Origin of the sequence: Solibacillus silvestris (assembly GCF_051967575.1) — a bacterium.
Lineage (GTDB): Bacteria > Bacillota > Bacilli > Bacillales_A > Planococcaceae > Solibacillus > Solibacillus silvestris_B.
This window is the reverse complement of the sequence record NZ_JBQCJW010000004.1, coordinates 11,419-31,937: the sequence shown is the minus strand read 5'-3', so window position 1 is coordinate 31,937 and position 20,519 is coordinate 11,419. Positions and strand designations below refer to the sequence as shown.

Annotated in this window: 18 protein-coding genes; 11 read left to right on the top strand and 7 right to left on the bottom strand. The window is 40.8% G+C overall.

Features of this window, described 5'->3' with window-relative positions; genetic code table 11:
• Positions 1-412 precede the first annotated feature (412 nt).
• The 4 genes from ACTHOQ_RS03615 to thiD form a co-directional block, all read right to left on the bottom strand.
• The gene (locus tag ACTHOQ_RS03615) at positions 413-1,765 is read right to left on the bottom strand and encodes a YjiH family protein (protein ID WP_440494307.1); all 1,353 of its coding nucleotides are present in this window, start codon (positions 1,763-1,765) and stop codon (positions 413-415) included.
• A 283-nt stretch (positions 1,766-2,048) separates the two neighbouring features.
• On the bottom strand, positions 2,049-2,726 hold the full coding sequence (gene bshB2 / locus ACTHOQ_RS03610; protein WP_440494306.1) for a bacillithiol biosynthesis deacetylase BshB2: 678 nt from the start codon (positions 2,724-2,726) through the stop codon (positions 2,049-2,051).
• Positions 2,727-2,739: 13 nt separating this feature from the next.
• Positions 2,740-3,090: a YojF family protein gene (locus ACTHOQ_RS03605; RefSeq protein WP_440494451.1), complete on the bottom strand. Its 351-nt coding sequence runs from the start codon at positions 3,088-3,090 to the stop codon at positions 2,740-2,742.
• Between the two features lie 228 nt (positions 3,091-3,318).
• Positions 3,319-4,167, bottom strand: a complete 849-nt coding sequence (gene thiD / locus ACTHOQ_RS03600; RefSeq protein ID WP_440494305.1) for a bifunctional hydroxymethylpyrimidine kinase/phosphomethylpyrimidine kinase — start codon at positions 4,165-4,167, stop codon at positions 3,319-3,321.
• A 164-nt stretch (positions 4,168-4,331) separates the two neighbouring features.
• Here thiD and ACTHOQ_RS03595 point away from each other — a divergent pair, with 164 nt between their 5' ends.
• The 6 genes from ACTHOQ_RS03595 (at position 4,332) to ACTHOQ_RS03570 (ending at position 8,953) form a co-directional block, all read left to right on the top strand.
• Positions 4,332-5,042 carry a uracil-DNA glycosylase gene (locus tag ACTHOQ_RS03595; protein ID WP_440494304.1) on the top strand — a complete coding sequence of 237 codons (711 nt, stop codon included), beginning with the start codon at positions 4,332-4,334 and terminating at the stop codon, positions 5,040-5,042.
• A 39-nt stretch (positions 5,043-5,081) separates the two neighbouring features.
• Positions 5,082-5,264 carry a uracil-DNA glycosylase gene (locus ACTHOQ_RS03590; protein ID WP_440494303.1) on the top strand — a complete coding sequence of 61 codons (183 nt, stop codon included), beginning with the start codon at positions 5,082-5,084 and terminating at the stop codon, positions 5,262-5,264.
• Positions 5,261-5,533, top strand: coding sequence for a YwdI family protein (locus ACTHOQ_RS03585; RefSeq protein ID WP_440494302.1), 273 nt, complete (start codon positions 5,261-5,263; stop codon positions 5,531-5,533). The genes ACTHOQ_RS03590 and ACTHOQ_RS03585 overlap by 4 nt, the downstream gene beginning before the upstream one ends.
• Positions 5,534-5,557: 24 nt before the next feature.
• Entirely contained in the window at positions 5,558-5,935 is a 378-nt protein-coding gene (locus ACTHOQ_RS03580; RefSeq protein WP_440494301.1) for a DUF423 domain-containing protein, read from the top strand.
• Between the two features lie 136 nt (positions 5,936-6,071).
• Positions 6,072-7,265: a M20 family metallopeptidase gene (locus ACTHOQ_RS03575; RefSeq protein ID WP_440494300.1), complete on the top strand. Its 1,194-nt coding sequence runs from the start codon at positions 6,072-6,074 to the stop codon at positions 7,263-7,265.
• 2 nt (positions 7,266-7,267) lie between these two features.
• Positions 7,268-8,953: a methyl-accepting chemotaxis protein gene (locus ACTHOQ_RS03570; RefSeq protein ID WP_440494299.1), complete on the top strand. Its 1,686-nt coding sequence runs from the start codon at positions 7,268-7,270 to the stop codon at positions 8,951-8,953.
• A gap of 122 nt (positions 8,954-9,075) precedes the next feature.
• On the opposite strand, the gene gerQ is transcribed toward ACTHOQ_RS03570, so the two are convergent.
• Positions 9,076-9,387: a spore coat protein GerQ gene (gerQ, locus tag ACTHOQ_RS03565; RefSeq protein ID WP_440494298.1), complete on the bottom strand. Its 312-nt coding sequence runs from the start codon at positions 9,385-9,387 to the stop codon at positions 9,076-9,078.
• A 417-nt stretch (positions 9,388-9,804) separates the two neighbouring features.
• Here gerQ and ACTHOQ_RS03560 point away from each other — a divergent pair, with 417 nt between their 5' ends.
• Positions 9,805-9,975 carry a hypothetical protein gene (locus ACTHOQ_RS03560; RefSeq protein ID WP_440494297.1) on the top strand — a complete coding sequence of 57 codons (171 nt, stop codon included), beginning with the start codon at positions 9,805-9,807 and terminating at the stop codon, positions 9,973-9,975.
• A 375-nt stretch (positions 9,976-10,350) separates the two neighbouring features.
• On the opposite strand, the gene hemQ is transcribed toward ACTHOQ_RS03560, so the two are convergent.
• On the bottom strand, positions 10,351-11,088 hold the full coding sequence (gene hemQ, locus ACTHOQ_RS03555) for a hydrogen peroxide-dependent heme synthase (RefSeq protein ID WP_440494296.1): 738 nt from the start codon (positions 11,086-11,088) through the stop codon (positions 10,351-10,353).
• 166 nt (positions 11,089-11,254) lie between these two features.
• On the opposite strand from hemQ, the gene lipL reads away from it, so the two are divergent.
• Entirely contained in the window at positions 11,255-12,082 is an 828-nt protein-coding gene (lipL, locus tag ACTHOQ_RS03550) for an octanoyl-[GcvH]:protein N-octanoyltransferase (protein ID WP_440494295.1), read from the top strand.
• 110 nt (positions 12,083-12,192) lie between these two features.
• Here the strand turns inward: lipL and ACTHOQ_RS03545 are convergent, their stop codons facing one another.
• Positions 12,193-12,837 (bottom strand): RsfA family transcriptional regulator, encoded by a 645-nt coding sequence (locus ACTHOQ_RS03545; RefSeq protein WP_440494294.1) that lies wholly within the window; start codon positions 12,835-12,837, stop codon positions 12,193-12,195.
• 231 nt (positions 12,838-13,068) lie between these two features.
• On the opposite strand from ACTHOQ_RS03545, the gene ACTHOQ_RS03540 reads away from it, so the two are divergent.
• From ACTHOQ_RS03540 to ACTHOQ_RS03530, 3 genes are all read left to right on the top strand, one after another.
• Positions 13,069-13,293 (top strand): YuzB family protein, encoded by a 225-nt coding sequence (locus ACTHOQ_RS03540; RefSeq protein WP_008404549.1) that lies wholly within the window; start codon positions 13,069-13,071, stop codon positions 13,291-13,293.
• A 132-nt stretch (positions 13,294-13,425) separates the two neighbouring features.
• On the top strand, positions 13,426-14,733 hold the full coding sequence (locus ACTHOQ_RS03535) for an HD domain-containing protein (protein WP_440494293.1): 1,308 nt from the start codon (positions 13,426-13,428) through the stop codon (positions 14,731-14,733).
• A gap of 582 nt (positions 14,734-15,315) precedes the next feature.
• A partial coding sequence (locus tag ACTHOQ_RS03530; RefSeq protein ID WP_440494292.1) for a collagen binding domain-containing protein occupies positions 15,316-20,519 on the top strand: 5,204 nt, incomplete at its 3' end.

Genomic DNA, 20,519 nt, shown 5'->3' with positions numbered 1-20,519 from the left:
AAAGATACCCTTTCCAAATTCGTGATATCTGCCGGAACCTTTAACTTATTTCAGTTAGCGATTTGTGTACTTCAAAAAAGGAATCCCTTTATCCATCTCGCATCAATACAGTCAGGATACTTATACTGAAAGAAGTTAAATAATTCTATCATATAAATACATATTAATGTTGCAAAAATTCAGCAAATTATGAAAGTTTGCCGGATTGTCATAATGAAAGCGTTTTAATGGAGAAAGTATGGAGAATTGCGGCTTTGTGGTCATTTTTCAAAGATCGCTTGTCAGCTGGGGGGAATCGTGGAAAGTGCATATCAGGCTTTTGGCAGGCACAATCGGACAATAATAAAGGCGCTTTCTAAAACCGCAAAAAAACCCCACACTTTGCCTTTAAAGTTAAAGTGTGGGGCGCATATTAGAATAGCAAATGAGCAATTACTGCGATAATCGGAATTGAGATAATTGTACGGATTAAGAAGATAGCGAACAAATCCCAAAGCTTTAATGGAAGTTTCGTACCTAAAATCAATCCGCCTACTTCAGACATATAAATTAATTGCGTAACAGAAACCGTTGCGATGAAGAAACGCGTCATTTCCGATTCAATACCTGCACCTAAAATAGAAGGCAGCAGCATATCCGCAAAGCCGACAATCATTGTTTGCGCTGCTTCCCCGGCCTCTGGAATTTGAAGAAGGGCCAGAATTGGCTCGAACGGCATCCCTAAAATGCGGAAGAAGCTTGTAAATTCGGCTAATACTAAAGCAATCGTGGCGAAGGCCATAATAATAGGCGTTACTGCAAACCACATTTCGAGCACATTCACGAAACCATTTTTCACCATTTTACCTAAATTGCGATTTGAGTCCGCTTTATTTAAAGCATTGTGCAAACCGAAAGAAAAAACGTTGAAGCCTTCCTGTACATCTTCGCGATTTGCAGGAACTTGCGAGCCATCGATTAATATGTCCGCTTTTTGTTTTAAAGGATAAATACGCGGCATAATGAATGCCAAAATCAATCCGCAAATAATGACAGAAGCATAAAACTCGATGAAGTAATCGGCAATATCAATTGTTTCGACAACGACTAAACAGAATGTAATCGAAACGACCGAGAAAGTTGTCGCGATTGTTGCGGCTTCTCGACCTGTATAGTTTTTTTCCTCATATTGCTTGCTTGTCAGCAATACACCAATTGTCCCGTCGCCAACCCATGAAGCTAAGCAGTCAATTGCAGAACGCCCGGGAATTTTGAATAGTGGTCGCATAATTTTTACCATCATCGAACCGAAAAATTCAAGTAAACCGAAGTCTGTTAATAACGGCAACAATAAACCGGCAAATAAAAACAGCACGAACATGAATGTTACAAGACCGGAAGCAGGATCTATCAGCACACCTGTTGTGGCATCGCTTCTTAAGCTCTCCGGGCCTATTTGGAAAATATACATACTCGCAAAAATCACCGCAAGAACACGCATTACTGTCCAAAACCAATTGACGCGGAATAAAGAATCGGCAATTGTACGCGGCCCTTTTTGCGGGATGAATTGCATCACTACAGAACCTGCCGCCGCAATAACAAACACAATAAGTGCGAACAAATGAATAAACGGCTCCACTTTGCCGGCTAAAAGGTTCGCAAGTATGGCAATTGGCACTTTTATGCCTTCTCCTGTACTGATCGGTGTAATAAATAAAAACACACCGAGTGCAGAAAGGGCTATAAATAGAAACCAAGTATAAAAAGTAAATTTCGTTTTCATCTATAATAACCTCTTTGAATTGTTAGTTTGAATATTTATACACTATAAAACGTGAATATTCATTTGTCCACTGTTTTGCATAAAGATTAATATTTCAGAAAACTCGTATGTTTAAAAATTGAATAAAAAAATAAAAAGGCAAGATGGAGATAAAGTAATCATTAGTATAGTGAATGGAATTTATTAATTCATAGCTGAATAAAAATACGCATAAATGAATCCGATAAAAAAGACGTCCGCAAATGGAATTTTGCAAAACGTCTTACTAATTATAAATATGCATTTAATCATTAAATGTAATATGATAAAACTTTTCAGCATTCAGCCAGCTATCCGATAAAACTTCGCCATCGTCAATGCGCTTTTCCGTTTCCTGCATCATCCATGCAGTTTGGGATGCATGTGCCTGCAGAGCCTTTACTTTATCTGCTTTGACGGAGCGAATATCAATTGTTACATGCGGCTCTCCGTTTTTTTCGATCGTATCGTTTGCGAAAGCGCAAGCTAAAATGCGAGGACGATATTGTTTGTCGATGCGTCGAACGGCTTCGACAACGGCCCGGCCCGTCGCTTCATGGTCCGGATGTACAGCAAAGCCCGGCAAAAATGTGAAAATCAATGATGGGTTGAGCTCATTAATCAACTCTGTCACGAGCTGAACCATTTTTTCGTCATCTTCAAATTCAACCGTCTTATCGCGCAAGCCCATCATCCGCAAATCTTTAATACCCATCGCCTCACAAGCGGCAATCAGCTCTTTTCGGCGTATTTCAGGCAATGATTCACGAGTAGCAAATGGTGGATTTCCTAAGTTACGCCCCATTTCGCCTAATGTTAAACAAGCATATGTAACGGGCACTCCCATATTGTGATATAAGCGCAATGTACCTGCAACAGAAAAGGCTTCATCATCCGGATGAGGGTATACGACTAAAACGTGCTGCTCTTTTTGTAATGTCATGTAAGCGACCTCCTTAATAAGCAAATGGCGATTCGCTAATTTCCAATGCAATCGCAAGCTTCCCTGTATAATCTAATCCAGCCATTAGCAGGCGACCTTGATCGTCCAGCTCGAAATGTGTGATTCCTTGGGCGTACACCCAGCCATGCGCCATTTTCAGCCCGACTCGGTGTGGGGCATCCCCGGCGACTTTCCCTAATTCATAGCGCAATTTCACGTTGCGGATAAACGCCCCCGCATTAAAAAAGCTTTCATTATAATGGGTTGCATAAGAGCCATTCGTAGTCTCTAGATGGATAAAAACGTCTTTGTTCGCAAAAGAATTAAGTAATTCCTGGAGCTCTTTTGTATTTACTTCCTTCATCACTATTATTAACTCCTTTCGAATCTATTGAGCGGTCAACTAATGTACAGCGGAGATGAAGAAAGCCCTCACTGCATGTAGTTTCACTTTATTAATAGTATAGTCAAATTCAGCAAGCTATGAAAAGGAAAAAGTCACACAAGAAGCGATTTCTTGTGTGACGTTACATTAATTAAGCATTGGCGCAATTGTGTCCGGAGGCTTTAACTTCTATTTAAAGAAGTTGAACTATGCATTAATATGGTTTGAAATTGCTGTGACAGTTACTTCAGGAGCACCGAATCGAGGTTTAGCCCCATGCATCACCGGACCGACAAATTCATTTAAAGCCCAGCCATGTTTAATCGCTGCTGAAACGAATTCCTTCGCCTCAATTACAGATTCCTCAACAGAAAGACCATTTGCCAGGTTGGCGCAAATACTTGCCGCAAACGTACAGCCCGCCCCGTGATTATAAGTAGAAGAGACTTTTTCCGTTTCAAGCAGTTTAAATTGCTGTCCATCGTAGAATAAATCAACCGCTTTATCGTGCACTAGCGCTTTTCCGCCTTTAATGACTACATTTTTTGCTCCGAGCTCATGAATTTTCGCGGCAGCAACCTGCATTTCTTCAATCGTTTTCGGCGTACCTGTACCAGCTAGCTGACCCGCCTCAAATAGGTTAGGTGTGACAACTGCGGCATAGGGTAATAAATAATTAATCATCGCTGTCGTGTTGCCTGGATTTAATACTTCGTCATCGCCTTTGCATACCATGACCGGATCGATGACTACTTTATCTGTCCCTGATGCTTGAATGGCTTTTGAAGCAATTTGAATAATTTCTTCTGTAGAAAGCATTCCTGTCTTAATCGCATCCACACCTGTTGAAAGGGCAGTGTCGATTTGCTTTTGCAAAAGAGCTGTCGGCAATGGTGTTACAGTATGGCTCCAATTTTCCGGATCCATCGTTACGACAACCGTCAATGCGACCATCCCGTATGTCCCGTGTTCCTGAAAAGCCTTTAAATCCGCCTGCATCCCTGCACCGGCAGAAGTGTCAGAACCTGCAATCGTCAATGTTTTTTTTAGTGTCATAAAGCATATCTCCTTAAAATGAATATTCGAATAATAAGTGTATTAAGTATAACGTGTATCTGACTATATAAAAATAGTCAGAAAACAAAAAAACCGTAATGCCAGAGGGGATTAGCTTGAACTTTAAAGCAAAATTCCATACCGTTTAAAATGAGGTGAAAGAAATGATTGAACAACTAACGAATAATTGGCGGGAATTATTGGCGCCGCAAAGCGAACAGCCGTATTATAAAAACTTGGAAATATTTTTAGCGAAGCAATATAAAGATGAAGTCGTGTATCCGAAGAAAGAGCTTATATTTAATGCGTTAAAGCTGACGGATTATGAAGCCGTAAAAGTAGTGATTTTAGGCCAAGATCCATATCATGGCCCGAATCAAGCGCACGGCTTGAGCTTCTCTGTGGCAAAAGGGCAAAAGTTGCCGCCAAGCCTTAAAAATATGATGAAGGAGCTGCACGAGGATATCGGATGTGAAACGTTGGAAGATGGGGATTTGACAGATTGGGCGAAACAAGGTGTTTTGCTGCTCAATACCGTTTTAACAGTTCAAGCAGGCAAAGCCAATTCCCATAAAGGCCAAGGCTGGGAACAATTTACGGACGCCATCATTGAAAAGCTTGCACAGCGCGACAAACCGATTGTGTTTATACTATGGGGAAAGCCGGCACAAAGTAAGCGGGCATTAATTGAGCGAATATCGAAAAAGCATGCGATTATCGAATCCCCTCACCCAAGCCCATTAAGTGCACATCGCGGCTTTTTTGGGAGCAAGCCATATTCAATAGCAAATGAGGCGCTTCAAGCAATCGGTGAACAGCCGATTAACTGGTGTTTAAAGGGAAACACATCGAAACAAACTAAACTTTTTGACTGAAGCATGGTAAAGTATTGATAGAAAGAGAGGGAGCGGCTAATGAAAGTTGATTGCTTTAAATGTCAGCATTTTCGTGTGACATGGGATCAAAATAATCCGCGTGGCTGCACCGCTTACGGTTTTAAAACGAAGCAGCTGCCATCTCTCGTTGTAAAACAGTCATCGGGAATGGATTGCTTAAAGTTTATGCCGAAAAATAGGGAAGGGGGCAAAGGACGATGATTACGCATGAAACAATTGTAAGGCAAATTGAAAAGCTGACGGTTGAAGCGAACCATGCCACTACCGAGCAGCAAGTACGCGAAAAGCTCACTGCCATACGCGCCTTATGCGATGTTGTTTTGGACGAAAAAGCGAATTTGCCGAAGCTTCCGCCGCAGAACTTTGGAAGTGCCAGCATTTCCGCGCCTGTTTATGCACAGCCCGTGGCAATCCCGGCACAAAAGCTTGATGAAGAGGATGCTAACGGAGATTCGATTTTTGATTTTTAATAGATAAGAGAAAGAGGTAAACACATGAAAGGCTCAATTATATCAGGCGCTATTCACGGCTTTTTGGCTGTGGCATTAGGGGCATTTGCCGCACATGCATTGAAAGATATATTGGACGACTATAGTACCGGCATTTGGGATACAGCAATTCAATATCAAATGTTTCATGCAGCCGGGCTTATTTTAGTCGGAATTTTAATGTCAAAAGCCATTTTCGGCGAAGTGAAGCAATTGAAGATTGCGATGATTTGCTTCAATGCCGGCATCGTGTTTTTCGCGGGAAGCCTAATGGTTTTAGCTTTCACGGGGATAGGCGTATTAGGGGCAATCACTCCTATCGGCGGTGTGCTGTTTTTAATCGGCTGGATAATGATTATAACAACCGTAGTAAAAAAGGCATAGAAAACTGAAAGCATGTACCTCATAAATTGGGAGTATATGCTTTTTTTATTATTTTATAAAGAAAACTAAATCTTTTATCTAAATTGTTAGAATTTAATGTATAGTTAGAAAGTAGGCTAGTGAAGGAGCGAAAGAAATGAATCAGTTATTAACAAAGCTTGAACAGCGTTTTGAAGAGATGGTTATCATTCGACGCTATTTACATGAATATCCCGAGTTGTCACATGAGGAAGTGCATACACCTGCTTATATTGCGGACTTTCACCGCGAGCTCGGATTGGAAGTGCGTGAACATGTAGGTGGACGCGGAGTTGTTGCGACACTAAGAGGGGCTAAACCCGGAAAAACTGTGGCTTTGCGCGCAGATTTTGACGCATTGGCAATCCAAGAATTGAATGATGTACCTTATAAATCAAAAAGCGATGGGATTATGCATGCATGCGGTCATGACGGACATACCGCAACATTGCTCGTTTTAGCGAAAGCATTGGCAGAAATGCAGGAACAATTGGCGGGAAATATCGTTTTTATTCATCAGCATGCCGAAGAACTCGCTCCAGGCGGCGCATTGGCAATGATTGAAGATGGCTGTTTGCAAGATGTTGATGCCATTTTCGGCATGCATTTATGGGCACCTACCCCTTTAGGAGAAGTGCTTGTAAGAGAAGGTGCCATTATGGCGGCGGCAGACCGATTTGAAATTGTCATTCAAGGAAAGGGCGGCCACGGTGCAGAGCCGCAGCATTCGGTGGATGCAATTGTAGTCGGGGCGCATTTTGTGACACAGGTGCAAACGCTAATTTCCCGTCGAATTGCCCCGCTTGAATCTGCTGTTGTGACAATCGGGCAATTTGAAGCGGTCAATCCGTTCAATGTCATAGCAGATACGGTGAAAATTCAAGGGACAGTGCGTGCATTTGATGAACAAGTGCGCAAACAAATTAAAGAAGAGATTGAATTGTTGCTAAAAGCGACGTGTTCAGGAATGCATGCTACATATGAGTACAAATATTTTGACGGATATCCACCTGTCATTAATCACGAAGCGGAAACAAAATTCATTGCAAAAATAGCGGAGCAAACAGCTGCTGTTGAAAAGCTTACGGTATGCCCTCCATTTATGATAGGAGAAGATTTCGGATATTATATGCAGCATATTCCAGGAACTTTTTTCTTTACGGGCGCTAAAAACCCGCAATGGGAAACGGTATATCCGCATCATCATGCAAAATTCGATTTTGATGAGCGGGCAATGTTAATCGCTGCACAAATTTTAGGACAGGCAGCGCTGGAATTCCTTTTAAATAATGACGAGAGAGATGGGGTATGACAATGAGCGTTGGTAAAAAGCTGAATTTTGCTTTCATTTTAATGATTGTATTAATCGCAGTCTCTTCAACCCTTAATTATTTTAGTTTAAAAAATATTCAAGGGAATATGGATGAGGCGCTTGACCACCGCGTCGAACAAATCCGCACGGTCGATCAAATACGTTTAAACATAGCTATGCAGGGATTATATGCGCGTGCGATAGTATCAGACGGCAAAGAGGAATCTTTTGCAAATTTTAAGCAGTACAATGAAGCGCTGGATGCGGAAATAGATTATTTGGATACATTGGTAGTCAGTGATGTGATGGTCGAATATTTGGAGCAAGTGAAAAAGCTCCGCGATAACTTTAATAACGGCTATCTTGATATGCTCGACGCTTATAATCGCGGCGATCAAATATTGGCAAACGGCTTTATTAATGCAAAGCTTCAAGTGGCAAGCAACGGAATGCTGGATGTAGCCAGTCAAATTGTGGAGTATCAGGAACAGCAGCTTGACATAATTAAAGGAAAAGCCAATGATGCAATTGCACTGTCCGAAACAGTAGCGGTAGTTGTTTTAATTATTAGTATATTGATTGCCTTTTTTGTTATTTTATATATCCGCAAAACGATTACGTCGCCATTGAAAACAATTGTAAAAAAGGCGAATATCATTGCGGAAGGGGATTTATCGCAGCAGGATATCGTGGTGAAAACAAAAGACGAAATTGGTCAGCTTGGCAATGCGTTCAATGCGATGAAAAATAATCTGGCGAGCCTCATCAGAAATATTCAAATGAATTCAGAACAGGTAAGCGCTGCTGCCCAAGAACTATCGGCGAGCACGGAGGAAATTACGGCGACTACAGAGGATGTGACAATGCGTGTAAGCGATACGGCGGAAAAATCGCAAATTTCCGCACATGCGTCCAATGAAAGCGCCCGTGCAATGGAAGAAACAGCAACAGGTGTGCAAAGAATTGCAGAGGCAACGCAAAAGCTGCATGGCAATTCGCTTGATGCATCCGCAACAGCGAAAAACGGCGGTCAAATTATCCATAATGCCCAACAACAAATGAGCATTATTAGCACATCGACGAACTCGGTAAATGAATTAGTTCAAAAGCTTGCTGAACAAACAGAGGAAATTAATAATATTTCGCAAATCATTACGGCGATCACGGATCAAACGAATCTGCTTGCATTAAATGCAGCAATTGAGGCGGCACGAGCAGGGGAGCACGGAAAAGGGTTCGCGGTCGTTGCGGATGAAGTGCGTAAACTGGCAGAGCAATCGAAAAACTCCGCCAATTCCATCGTGAATTTAACGCTTGAAATTAAGGCAGATACGGAAAATGTAGAACGCGCAGTATCGGAATCATTGGTTTCGGTGGAAGATGGCGTGAAAATCATTACAAATGCAGGCGATTCGTTTACATCGATTGTGGAGGCAGTTACTCATATGTCGACGCAAATCGAAGAAATTTCGGCAACTTCCGAGCAGCTTTCGGCAAGTGCGGAACAAGTGACGGCATCGGTAAACGAGATTGCGAAAGGCTCCAACGAATCAAGCAGCAACCTGGAAATGATTGCAGCAGCCGTAGAGGAGCAAACTGCAACAATGCAGCAGGTCAATGCAGTAGCAAACACACTTAGTGATAGCGCGCAAAATCTGCAGCAAGAAATCCAGCAGTTTAAAGTGTGATGAATAATGGACGGCGCCTTTCAATAAGGCGCCGTTTTTATACAGGCTGCTTTGCCAAAAAACCAATAATAAAACAAGACGCTTTGTAAATACATAGCGCCTTGTTTTTTATTCGTCCTTGATTAAGGTGTTTGCGTAAAATAGCTTAATTCCTCGTCGAATTCTGCATAGTCAAAATAAATCATCGGGAACAGGAAGCGATGGTTATTTTTCAGATCGCGTAAAATGACGTGATCGCGTCCGGCCGCTTCGACAACGCCACGGACAGCGCGTGTATTGCTGCCTGCTACCGCATTATCAAATGAAAAATAAAACGTACCCGGTTTCCCGCGATTTAACCGTAAAATATTTTCGATGTAAGATTCCTCGCGTGGCATGCTTGAACCTGGCATATTTGTTGGCATTGTAACCGCCGTAGGATTCATTTGCTGCATTGGAGACGTCCAATAATAAGTCAATTTTGCATCCTTTCATTAAGTAATGAATTACGTTTTTCGAACAATCCGCAGTCGAGGGGCAAGAAACAATAAGCATTATGAATCGGCTACCATTCCACTGTCCATCCTAATGAGCTGAGCACTCACACTCTTCTGCTTCTACGTCCATTAAACGTGCAAGAAGGGCAATATGCGATAATGTAATCGTGATAAGTGACCTCCTTTTTCGCTTTAGTATATGCATCCATAAAAAAGTTGAACACCAATAACAGTGTTATTTTTTGTCCATGTAACATACTATAGGATAATTAGTTGAGAAATATGTAATAACTTTCAATAAAATGGGTAAAGATAAGTTACATAAAAAATGAGATTGTTGCCCAGTGTTAATGAAAAACGCGGGGGTGAAAAGCTATGAAAATAGGCGTATGGTTAGGAATAATTATTAGTGCATTGTTGTCCTTCGCGGTTGCGGTATTTTACGAACAACCGATTCATTGGTATTTATTAATCCTCCTAATCGTAACGGGCTTGTTCATTAATACCATTATTATCATTTTAAAATTACAGGATGATCATACGTAAAAGGTGGGTTGAATTTTTTCGACTCACCTATTAAGCATGCAGGAAATTCGGGTAATTTGATTTGTATAGGAAAAGCGCATGTTGCGGGGCAATATGGCGGAATGACTGCAATGGGCATGATGAGGTTGGGTTGATGGAGTCTCCTTGAAGTGAAGGTGATCAGGGATAATATGTCCAGAGCTACCCGGTCTTTTTTATAATGGTGAATTTGCATGAAGCTGAAATAGGTTGGCAAAATTCCCCTCCTATAGTGACAAATGGCGAATGAAATACCCATTTTCCAACTGTGAATGAAATCTTCTGCATACTTGTTCCATTTAAAAGGCAAAAAAAGCTAGGTTGCATTATAAAACAACCAAGCTTTTTTTCATTTCATTAAATTGCCAATAATTTTTCAAGCTTTTCGTTATCCAATAAATTTCCTACTAAAAACTCGCCAAATTCGCCATAGCGAGCGGATACTTCATCAAAGCGCATTTCGTAGACGATTTTTTTGAATTGAAGCATTTCATCGGAGAATAATGTAACGCCCCATTCATGATCGTCCAAACCGACAGAACCTGTGATGATTTGCTTGATTTTGCCTGCATAGCTGCGGCCGATCAGACCATGTGCATGCATTAATTGACGGCGCTCGTCCATTGAAAGCATATACCAATTGTCGTTGCCGTCACGCTTTTTGTCCATTGGATAGAAGCAAACGTATTTGGATTTTGGCAGTTCAGGATATAAACGCGCACGTACATGCGGGTTTTGGTATGGATCTTCATCAGACTTGCCGGCTAAGTAGTTCGATAATTCAACTACTGAAACGTAAGAATATGTTGGGATCGTAAAATCGGCAATCGCCAGTTTAGCGAATTTCGTTTCGATTTCATTCAGTTCCTCAGGTGTTTCACGTAAAGTCATCATCATGAAATCCGCTTTTTGACCAATGATTGAGTAAAAAGCATTTGAACCTGTATCTTTATTTAAGTCTTCCAAAAATGCGATAAATTCTCTCGTTGCGGCTTCGCGTTCTTCAGCCGAAACTAATTTCCATGATGCCCAGTCAATCGAGCGGAAATCATGTAGTGCATACCAGCCGTCTAAAGTAATTGCTGCTTCATTCATATGCTCAAACACTCCTTGTAAATGAAAATGATTCACATTTAGTGTAGCATAGATCAACGGAAAAATATCATTTCAACACTGCAAATTCAATATATTCACCAATTTGACATGACTTGCATTTGCGGTATGCTAAAGTGAGTAGAAATTAGGCTAGGAGCAAACATTTATGAATGAAATTTTGGAACAAACAATTTGGCGCTTCATCGATCAATCGATTAGCGCGAATAAACGCTCACCTTTGGAGTCGTTTGCGATGGATGACACACTTTGCCATCTTGTCGGACAGCAAATGGCTAATGCAACAATACGTACATGGGTTCATCACGATTCGGTTGTGTTAGGCATTCAAGATCACCGCCTGCCGCATATTGAAGAAGGGATGGAAACATTAATGAACTCCGGATATGCACCAATCGTGCGCAATTCCGGAGGATTAGCCGTCGTATTGGATGCCGGCGTATTAAACATCTCCATTGTTATACGTGAAGACAAACCGTTAAGCATCAACGGCGCCTTTGAAATGATGGTCGCATTGATCCGTCAAATATTCCCTGAAATCGCTACTAAAATAGAAGCATATGAAATTGTCGGCTCGTATTGTCCAGGTTCATATGATTTGAGCATCGACGGCAAAAAGTTTGCGGGAATTTCACAGCGCCGCATGAAAAACGGGATTGCAGTGCAAATTTACTTATGTGTTGAGGGCAGCGGAAGTGAGCGTGCAAAACTGATTGCGAAGTTTTATGAGGATGGTCTGCAGGGGGAGGAAACGAAATTCCAATATCCCGCTATTAAACCAGATGTAATGGCTTCGCTGCAAGAGCTTAGCGGACGAAATATAACAGTGCATGAAGTGAATGAGTGCCTGCGCAATCTTTTGGCGCAGTGGAATGGACAGCTATATGAACTCCCATTACAGCAAGATGAAATGGAGTTATATGGATATTATTTGCAGCGTGTTTTGAAACGCAATGAATCAATGCTGAAAAAATAAAGTGAAGCTTCAGCCAACAGGGACTTGATTGCTGCTGTTTGAAAGTCTTTGCCACCCGGGCTTTTAGATGCTTACTGCCCGTTAATGCGGCAAAAAAAGAAGGCGAGGTGCTAATAAAGCGCTTCGCCTGGATCATTTAACGATGTTTGGGAAATTAAATTGCCGTTTCTCTCCATTTTGAATGTCGGTGCGGCCGGCTCTGAATCTGTTTCCAGGGCAACTAGCCGTCTTGCGCGATTCATAATGGATACAAATTGCTCGTAATCTTCTTTAATCGCTTTGTTTTCTTTTTGAAGCGTCGTCAACTGTTGTTCGAGCTGGGATTTTTGTTCTGTTAAAAGGGACGTTAATTTGCGCCACTTTAATAAATCCTGTTCATTTGAATTTGTATGCTGCAATTTTACTAAGTATGCAATGACGATATCGAGCGACAATGCCGATAATGGAATGGATGTCGGTTGATTCTCGTTTGAAGGCATTAAGTATAATGGCGTCGTTCTTCGTTTTGTCGCAGTATTCATCATGCGCATACGCTCTTTACGTTCCTTTTTCGCTTGTGCCAAATCTTCCTCATAAATGCGTCGTACTACCGCATTCCAGCGGAAACCACAAGCCGCAGCTGTTCGATTCAGCAAATCACCGGCTTCTTCAAACGCGTTTAGCTGTGTGCTCCCTTCCTTGACATGGCGTAAAACAGCCTCAGCCAATAGTTCATCATTTTCCTTCACCCACGCATCTTGTCTCGTTTTTGTCATAAAAACTCCCCCTGATCTTATTCATAGTTTGGTTGTTGTAAATCTATCATGTCCAAGGGGGAAAACATTTATTCACTATATCGTAAATTGTTGCTAGAATAATGAGCAATATATACCTATCAGACCTTTGACGGAATTGCTAGTATTATGCTTGAATGAAATAAGCAATATGCGATACAATAGCAAATAGGTTAAAACAGCTAAAATAGCTAAAAGAGAGGTGTTGACACTATGGCAAACTTATTTCACGTTTGCGATGAATGTCAGGCCGTTAATTTAAAGACGTTAATTCCAAAATTAAAAGAAATTGATCCAGAAGCAACGATTGAAATTGGCTGTCATTCATACTGTGGTCCAGGCCGCAAAAAAACATTCACATTTGTAAACAATCGTCCGGTTGCCGCATTGACTGAAGAGGAGTTAATGGTAAAGGTGCTCGACAAACTAAAAAAGTAGTAGCGTAATGGGGGCGTGTCCTGAAATAATTTTCAGGACAGGTCCTTTTCGCATTTATCCTGTTCGATAATGGATTCATTTCTTTTCACCGAGAACTCCCTTATAATAAGGAAAAGGGCAAAGGAGGTCGCTATGTTGACAACATATGCAAAAACAAAACTGCAAGAGGAAAAAGTTTTTAAAGACCCTGTCCATCGATATATTCACGTTCGGGATCAAGTGGTTTGGGACTTGATAAAAACAAGGGAATTCCAAAGACTGCGCCGCATTAAGCAGCTTGGTACAACATATTTAGTATTCCACGGAGCCGAACATAGCCGTTTTAATCATTCACTGGGCGTGTACGAAATTGTTCGCCGTATTGTAGATGACGTATTTAAAGGAAGAAAAGAATGGGATGAATCTGAGCGGCTACTCGTATTATGTGCCGCATTATTGCATGATTTAGGGCATGGACCATTTTCCCATGCATTTGAAAATGTATTCGAAACCGATCATGAATATTTCACTCGCCGTATATTATTGGAAGATACAGAGGTCAATGCCGTACTCAGACGTGTTGCACCCGATTTCCCCGAGAAAGTGGCGCAAGTGATTGAAAAAACGTATCCGAATGAATTGGTCGTGAGCCTGATTTCAAGTCAAATCGATGCCGATCGAATGGATTATTTGCAGCGGGATGCCTATTACACAGGTGTCAGCTACGGCCATTTTGACATGGAGCGTATTATGCGTGTCATGCGCCCCCGCGAGAATGGGGTTGTCATTAAAGAAAGCGGAATGCACGCGGTCGAGCATTATATAATGAGTCGCTATCAAATGTATTTGCAAATATACTTTCATCCTGTATCCCGCAGTGCGGAAGTTGTGCTCAATAATATTTTGAAGCGGGTGAAGATGCTATGTGCGAATAATTATTCATTTAAATCTGAGCCAACCCCTTTCATCGCTTTTTTCAAAGGAAAGATTACGCTTGAAGATTATATCGCGCTGGACGAAAGCATTATGCTTGCCTATTTCCAATTTTGGATGGAAGAAGACGATGAAATTTTAAGAGATTTATGCCGAAGATTCGTCAACCGTAAACTGTTTAAATACAAAAACTTCAATCCGCTCAAGCAACCCGAAGTGTATGAGCAGCTGCACCGCCTGTTTACAGAGGCGGGCATTGATCCGGACTATTATCTGGTCCATGATTCCACATCAGATTTGCCGTATGATTTTTACCGTCCTGGAATCGAAGGGACGAAAAAACCGATTTATTTGCTTATGCAAGATGGAAGGCAGCGGGAACTATCTGAGGAAAGCCAAATTGTCGAAGCGATTGCCGGGCGCATAAAAGTCGACCATAAAGTGTATTACCCAGAAGAGCTGTTTGCAGATGAGCGCATCCCGAAATCATTGAGACAGAAAATCCGGGAGTTAATGCAAACGATATAGCGGAAATTGAAGAAGATATCTCGTAGGCTTGTACTTGCGGGATATCTTTTTTAGTTTCGATTATGCATTTGTATATGTGAAAAAGTGAGAAGACCTATCCATTCCTGAATAATTGATTATGCCACTAAAAATGGTGAGGAGTATTCTGGGAATTCGAGGATTATATTTTGCCATCTTGTCTGAACTGAGGATGACGCCACACTAATTGAGGATTATGAGAACGCTAGTGAAGATTATCCTGTGCATAGCGAGGATTATCTGTCTTGTAGTGAGGATTATATTTTCGCAAGCCAGCCAACTGACCGCTTCTATAGGAAATTGAGAATTAAATTAATGAAGGTATCCTTTTTCCTCCCTATTCATGCCCAAATAAGAAAACTAAACACAGCATAAATAGTATTTTAAAAAAATTTTCACAAGAGTTTGTACTCGAACTCAGTTTCCATTCATCTGATGATTTGCCAACTTGTACAGAATTTGTACAGAGGTGGATAGTAATATTGAAATGATCGGAAAGATGAATAGAAAGGGGGATGTAATAAAAAGTATTTTATTGAATAAAAAAGGAGGATATATCGCAGAATGAAAAAACTGAATATCGCAATATTGACAATTTTGCTCGTTTTCCAGACGATATTAGGTCCAATTGGTTCCTATCAGACTGTGTTTGCGGATGATGGAACGGATACTTTGGATTTAAGCGATGGGAATGCAGCCGAAGAGACGGCATCTGAATTGGAAAATTCATTGATGAATACTATTACTGCAACACCTGATTCAGCGGCACTGACATTTAATACAGTTGTTGATAGGCAAGATCCGAAATTAAGAGAGGACATATCTCTTCAGATTAATGGTCTAGAAGTGAGTTCTTCTGTTTCTGCGCCACTTGGAAGTGAAATCAAATATAGGGTGGTGCTAAACTTAGAAGCCGGTCATAATTATGGGGCTGGCTCTACATTGAGCTATGAGTTGCCTTCACAGTTTGCTCAATTAACTGTCACTCCCCAAGATTTATACATGGGAACTATGATTATTGGAACTGTCACTATCTCAGGACAAACAGCAATTGTAACGTTTTCAGAGAATATTAGAGGTGAATCGGGTGGATTGCCAACTGAGGCCTGGTTTGAAGTGAGTGGAAAGCTTCAATCGACTAGCGGTAATTGGCAAGATACAATACAAGTACCCGGATTTGAAGTCATTACTTTGAATTACACACCCGCATCTACTGGAAATACAATCACTAAAAATGGTGCTGCTGATAGAAGTGGAAAAAACAGCGAATTCATTACGTGGACTGTAGATGTAAATACAAATCTAACTGTCAACACTGCAAGCGGTTCTACAAAATTCAGCGATACCTTAACAGGTGCTCATGAATTTGATTCCATTGTTTCGATTACAGAATTAAATATTGCACCGAATGGAACTGTCACAGAGGGTTCGCCTGTAACTTCATTACCAACCATTAGCGGTAAAGCAATGGAAATCGATTTACCAAATAAAGAATATACAGGCTACCGTATTGTTTATAAAACAAAAATCGGTGACCCGGGTAACGTCGCTAGTGCCAATTTTGGCAATGAAGCTAAATATAATGGGATACCGTCCGGTAAGAAAAATGTACCAGTATCATTCGGCACTCCATTGCAAAAAACAGTTTCAGGCCCTAATAATGATTTAACAGCAAATTGGACGATTAAATATAATCACAATAAGCGCACAATATCGCAAGTTAATGCTGTGTTAACTGATACGTGGACACAAGGACATGTACTTGAAGGGAACATAGTAGTATATGATGAAGCGGGTACAATAGCCGTCGACTCAAATTTATACACAGTAACTCCTAACGATGATACGAATGGATTTACTTTAACATTCAAGCAAGAAGTAACAGAAGCGTATACAATCAAATATAAAACGAAACCATCTGGCATTTATCCAACAAATGGTTTAACAAATAAGAATACAGTTACAAGGCAAGATATGACAACGGGTGGTACAAGTACGGTAGCGGCTTCGTACCCGAAAGAAAGATTCGTACTAGATAAAACTGCAGAAGGTGTAAACTATGCAGATAAAACGATGAATTGGAAAATTAAAGCCAATTCAGCAGGCTATAATTTAGCAAGTGGAACTACTTTTGTAGACACATATAACGGCTCGCTTTTAAAAGTACAAGGGACACCGATAGTCACAGTTGGTGGACAGTCATTCACTGACTTCACCTTTACTACAACTACAGAAGCGGATGGAAAAGAAACTGGGTTTGAGCTAGTGTTAAATAAGGCTGTAAGTGAAGAAGTAGTTGTTACTTACACGACGGAGTATACAATTAAAGATTCAGGTGTCAATGATCGTACTTATCAAAATACGGTTAATTTAACTAATACAGGTATATTCGGAACAGCCTCAACAACAGATAGTGCTTCCCAATCTATCAAGGAAGAGCAAAAAGCAAATGGTAAAAAAGAAGGCTATTACAACTATCAAACAAAAACATTCCATTGGGATGTTGAGGTGAACTTTAACTATAACTCATTTACCAATGCTATTTTTAAAGATTCGTTACCAGAGAGTCAAAAAGTGAAAAGTATTACAGTGACGGAGGGCGCCCTTGATGCAGCAGGCTCATTTGTTCCGGGGCCGGTAAAAACGATTCCAAACATATCAGGCAAGGATAATGAAATCGTTCTTGAATTAGGAGCGATTATTGGGCCTTACAAAATTACTTATGAATCGATTGATGCGGATCAAGTATTCCCGCATGGTTCAGGTAAAGAGACTATTCTAAACGAAGCTGCACTTTATGAAGGTACGTCTACGACAGCAAATGCTTCATGGGGAAAAACAGTGGCGGTAGAGCATACAGAAAAGATTCTGCATAAAGAAGGTACGCAAGATGGTACTTCGCCAAAAGTTAATTGGAATTTTAAATTTAACTATGCACAATCGGAGTTAAATAATATTGTCATTACTGATACTGTTGGCAAAATCGATGGAGATCCATCACAGCTGATATTAAAAGATTCATTTAAAGTATGGGAAATGAATTTTACAGGTATTAACTCAACTCCTGCAAAAGGGAACCCTGTAATACTAACGAATGAGAATTTAATAGTCGATATCGAAAATGGTGTATTTACATTGAATTTACCTGATGGCGATAAAGCCTATTACGTAGAGTATTCTACAGTTTTCATGGGTCCTTCAGGAAGCGCCCTTGAAAATTTGGTGGAAGTTTCATACACAAGTGCTGATGGTAGTCAAGGCTCTGATCAATATAGCCATGCCAACTTCACTTATAGCGGTGGAGGCAGTGTTAGCACGATGAAGCTAGTTATTTTAAAGACAGACGCCAGCACAGGGCAGCCAATGCCAAATGTGAAGTTTGATTTATTTGGTCCATATACAGGGAGCACGTTGTTGGCATCAAAAACAACGAATGCAGATGGATACTTAGACTATGGTCTGAAATTGGCACAAAGCACACAAGGCCAGAAATATAAAGTTGTGGAGGAAACGGTGCCTGGTTATCAGCCACTGACATACGAGTTTGAACTTGATCCAGCGAAAGTTGAGACATCCGGTAAGTATGCTGGATATCAAGTCATACAGTTATCAAACATTCCAACAACTTTGGCTTGCAGTAAATTTACAGTAACCCTTTATGATGTTGATGGAAAACCTTATGTTACAGGAAACAAAGTAACGTTTAAAAACAAATCCACTGAAAAAACTGTGGAATATACAATTGGTACGAACGGTAAACTTGTATTTAAGCATAGTGAAGGTGCAAGTGGTAATGAACCGGTATTAGCTGCTGGCAAATATGACGTTACGTATGGCGGTATTACAAAAGAAATTGATGTAAACTATGGTAATTCGCCATGTAATATAGAAATTAAACCTTCACCATCATGCCCAGTATTCACGGTTACACTAAATGAAAAAGATGCTGATGGCAACGACAAGCCACGTGTAGGTGTTACAGTTACATTAAAGGATTCATCAGATAACCAAGTAACTACAGCTACTCCATTAATTACAGATGCGAATGGTAAAATTACAATTCCATCTACAACGCCGGCTGGGAAATATACTGTCTATGAAGGAAGTCAGTATTTAGGTGAAATTACAGTATCCTATAGAGATGACTGTGGAACATCACTAACTCAAGCACCAAAATGCCCGACTTTCACATTAACTGTTAAAGATGCAGATGGAAAACCGGTAAGCGGAAAAACGGTAATTGTGAAAACTGAAGATGACAGTAAAACAATTCCAGTTACTAATCCTACTGATAGTACTGGTAATGTAACACTTAACAATTTAGAACCAGGTAAATATATAGTTTACGAGGCAGATGGTACAACTAAAATCGGCGAGTTTACAACAACTACAGATTGCAAAGCAGAAGTGCAACCTAATCCAAGCTGTCCGATATTTGTTTTAACTGTAAAAGATGAAGATGGTAACTTGTCTGAAGGGACTGTAGTGATTTTAACGGATTCAACAGATTTGACAAAAACAATCGAAGCTACAGTTGGCGAAAATGGGGAAGTTCAACTAGCTACTACAACTCCAGTAGGGAATTATAAGGTGAAAATTAAAACTACTGGTAAAGAGTTAGGAAATTTTGACTTAAGTTATACGGGTGATTGTGAAGAGGTAGTTGAATTGCCAAGAGCATGTACTGTTTTCGCCATCACTGTCAAAAACCCAGATGGAACGCCAAAACAAAATGCAGAAGTGATTGTGGAAGATAGCTCTGGCAATCCGTTAAATTTAACTACATCAACAACAGATGGAGATGGAAAAATTCAATTACCGCCAAATCAATCGCCAGGACAATATTCAGTTTATGAAGTAAATACTGATGGCTCTAAAGGAGAAAAAATTGGGGATGTTAAAGTAACATATACATCTACTTGTGTAGATGATGTAATTAAAAACGCTTGTCCACAATTTACATTAACAATTAATAATTCTAACGTACAACCAGTAGGGGCAAATGTAACAATTGTTATTAAGAAAGCTGATGGTACAGTTGTAGCGACTTCTGTGACAAATTCAGCTGGTCAAATTGTATATAGTAAAGTAGATGGAACGCTGCAAGAAGGTGAAACATATAAAGTGTTTAATACTTCCGGAAGCGAGTTAGGGACAATTAATGTTAGCTATATCGATGAAATTTGTGGAGCTTCGGTACAAGTTCCAACAAACTCCTGTCCAATCTTTACATTAACTGTCCAAAATCAATATGGTATGAATCGTCCAAACATCACAGTTACGATTAAAGATGCAAATGAAAACACGATTGCAGCAGGCACAACTGATGCGGATGGGAAAATAACGGTTCCTTATACAGTTGAACCAGGCACGTACAAAGTATATGAAGGTACAACGTTATTAGGGACGATTACAACCCAAAATTGTGATGCGGTGTTTAAGCCGGAAAATCCGGTAACACCGACACCGGGCGGAGGAGGCAACACGCCACCACCGACAAACCCAGGTGAGCCGACAAATCCAGGCACACCACCGACAAACCCAGGTGAGCCGACAAATCCAGGCACACCACCAACAAACCCAGGTGAGCCGACAAATCCAGGCACACCACCAACAAACCCAGGTGAGCCGACAAATCCAGGCACACCACCAACAAACCCAGGTGAGCCGACAAATCCAGGCACACCACCAACAAACCCAGGTGAGCCGACAAATCCAGGCACACCACCAACAAACCCAGGTGAGCCGACAAATCCAGGCACACCACC

Bases quoted from the DNA above. Each gene is read 5' to 3' on its own strand.
- ACTHOQ_RS03615 (WP_440494307.1), bottom strand. From the start codon at position 1,765: ATGAAAACGAAATTTACTTTTTATACTTGGTTTCTATTTATAGCCCTT.
- bshB2 (WP_440494306.1), bottom strand. From the start codon at position 2,726: ATGACATTACAAAAAGAGCAGCACGTTTTAGTCGTATACCCTCATCCG.
- ACTHOQ_RS03605 (WP_440494451.1), bottom strand. From the start codon at position 3,090: ATGAAGGAAGTAAATACAAAAGAGCTCCAGGAATTACTTAATTCTTTT.
- thiD (WP_440494305.1), bottom strand. From the start codon at position 4,167: ATGACACTAAAAAAAACATTGACGATTGCAGGTTCTGACACTTCTGCC.
- ACTHOQ_RS03595 (WP_440494304.1), top strand. From the start codon at position 4,332: ATGATTGAACAACTAACGAATAATTGGCGGGAATTATTGGCGCCGCAA.
- ACTHOQ_RS03590 (WP_440494303.1), top strand. From the start codon at position 5,082: ATGAAAGTTGATTGCTTTAAATGTCAGCATTTTCGTGTGACATGGGAT.
- ACTHOQ_RS03585 (WP_440494302.1), top strand. From the start codon at position 5,261: ATGATTACGCATGAAACAATTGTAAGGCAAATTGAAAAGCTGACGGTT.
- ACTHOQ_RS03580 (WP_440494301.1), top strand. From the start codon at position 5,558: ATGAAAGGCTCAATTATATCAGGCGCTATTCACGGCTTTTTGGCTGTG.
- ACTHOQ_RS03575 (WP_440494300.1), top strand. From the start codon at position 6,072: ATGAATCAGTTATTAACAAAGCTTGAACAGCGTTTTGAAGAGATGGTT.
- ACTHOQ_RS03570 (WP_440494299.1), top strand. From the start codon at position 7,268: ATGAGCGTTGGTAAAAAGCTGAATTTTGCTTTCATTTTAATGATTGTA.
- gerQ (WP_440494298.1), bottom strand. From the start codon at position 9,387: ATGCAGCAAATGAATCCTACGGCGGTTACAATGCCAACAAATATGCCA.
- ACTHOQ_RS03560 (WP_440494297.1), top strand. From the start codon at position 9,805: ATGAAAATAGGCGTATGGTTAGGAATAATTATTAGTGCATTGTTGTCC.
- hemQ (WP_440494296.1), bottom strand. From the start codon at position 11,088: ATGAATGAAGCAGCAATTACTTTAGACGGCTGGTATGCACTACATGAT.
- lipL (WP_440494295.1), top strand. From the start codon at position 11,255: ATGAATGAAATTTTGGAACAAACAATTTGGCGCTTCATCGATCAATCG.
- ACTHOQ_RS03545 (WP_440494294.1), bottom strand. From the start codon at position 12,837: ATGACAAAAACGAGACAAGATGCGTGGGTGAAGGAAAATGATGAACTA.
- ACTHOQ_RS03540 (WP_008404549.1), top strand. From the start codon at position 13,069: ATGGCAAACTTATTTCACGTTTGCGATGAATGTCAGGCCGTTAATTTA.
- ACTHOQ_RS03535 (WP_440494293.1), top strand. From the start codon at position 13,426: ATGTTGACAACATATGCAAAAACAAAACTGCAAGAGGAAAAAGTTTTT.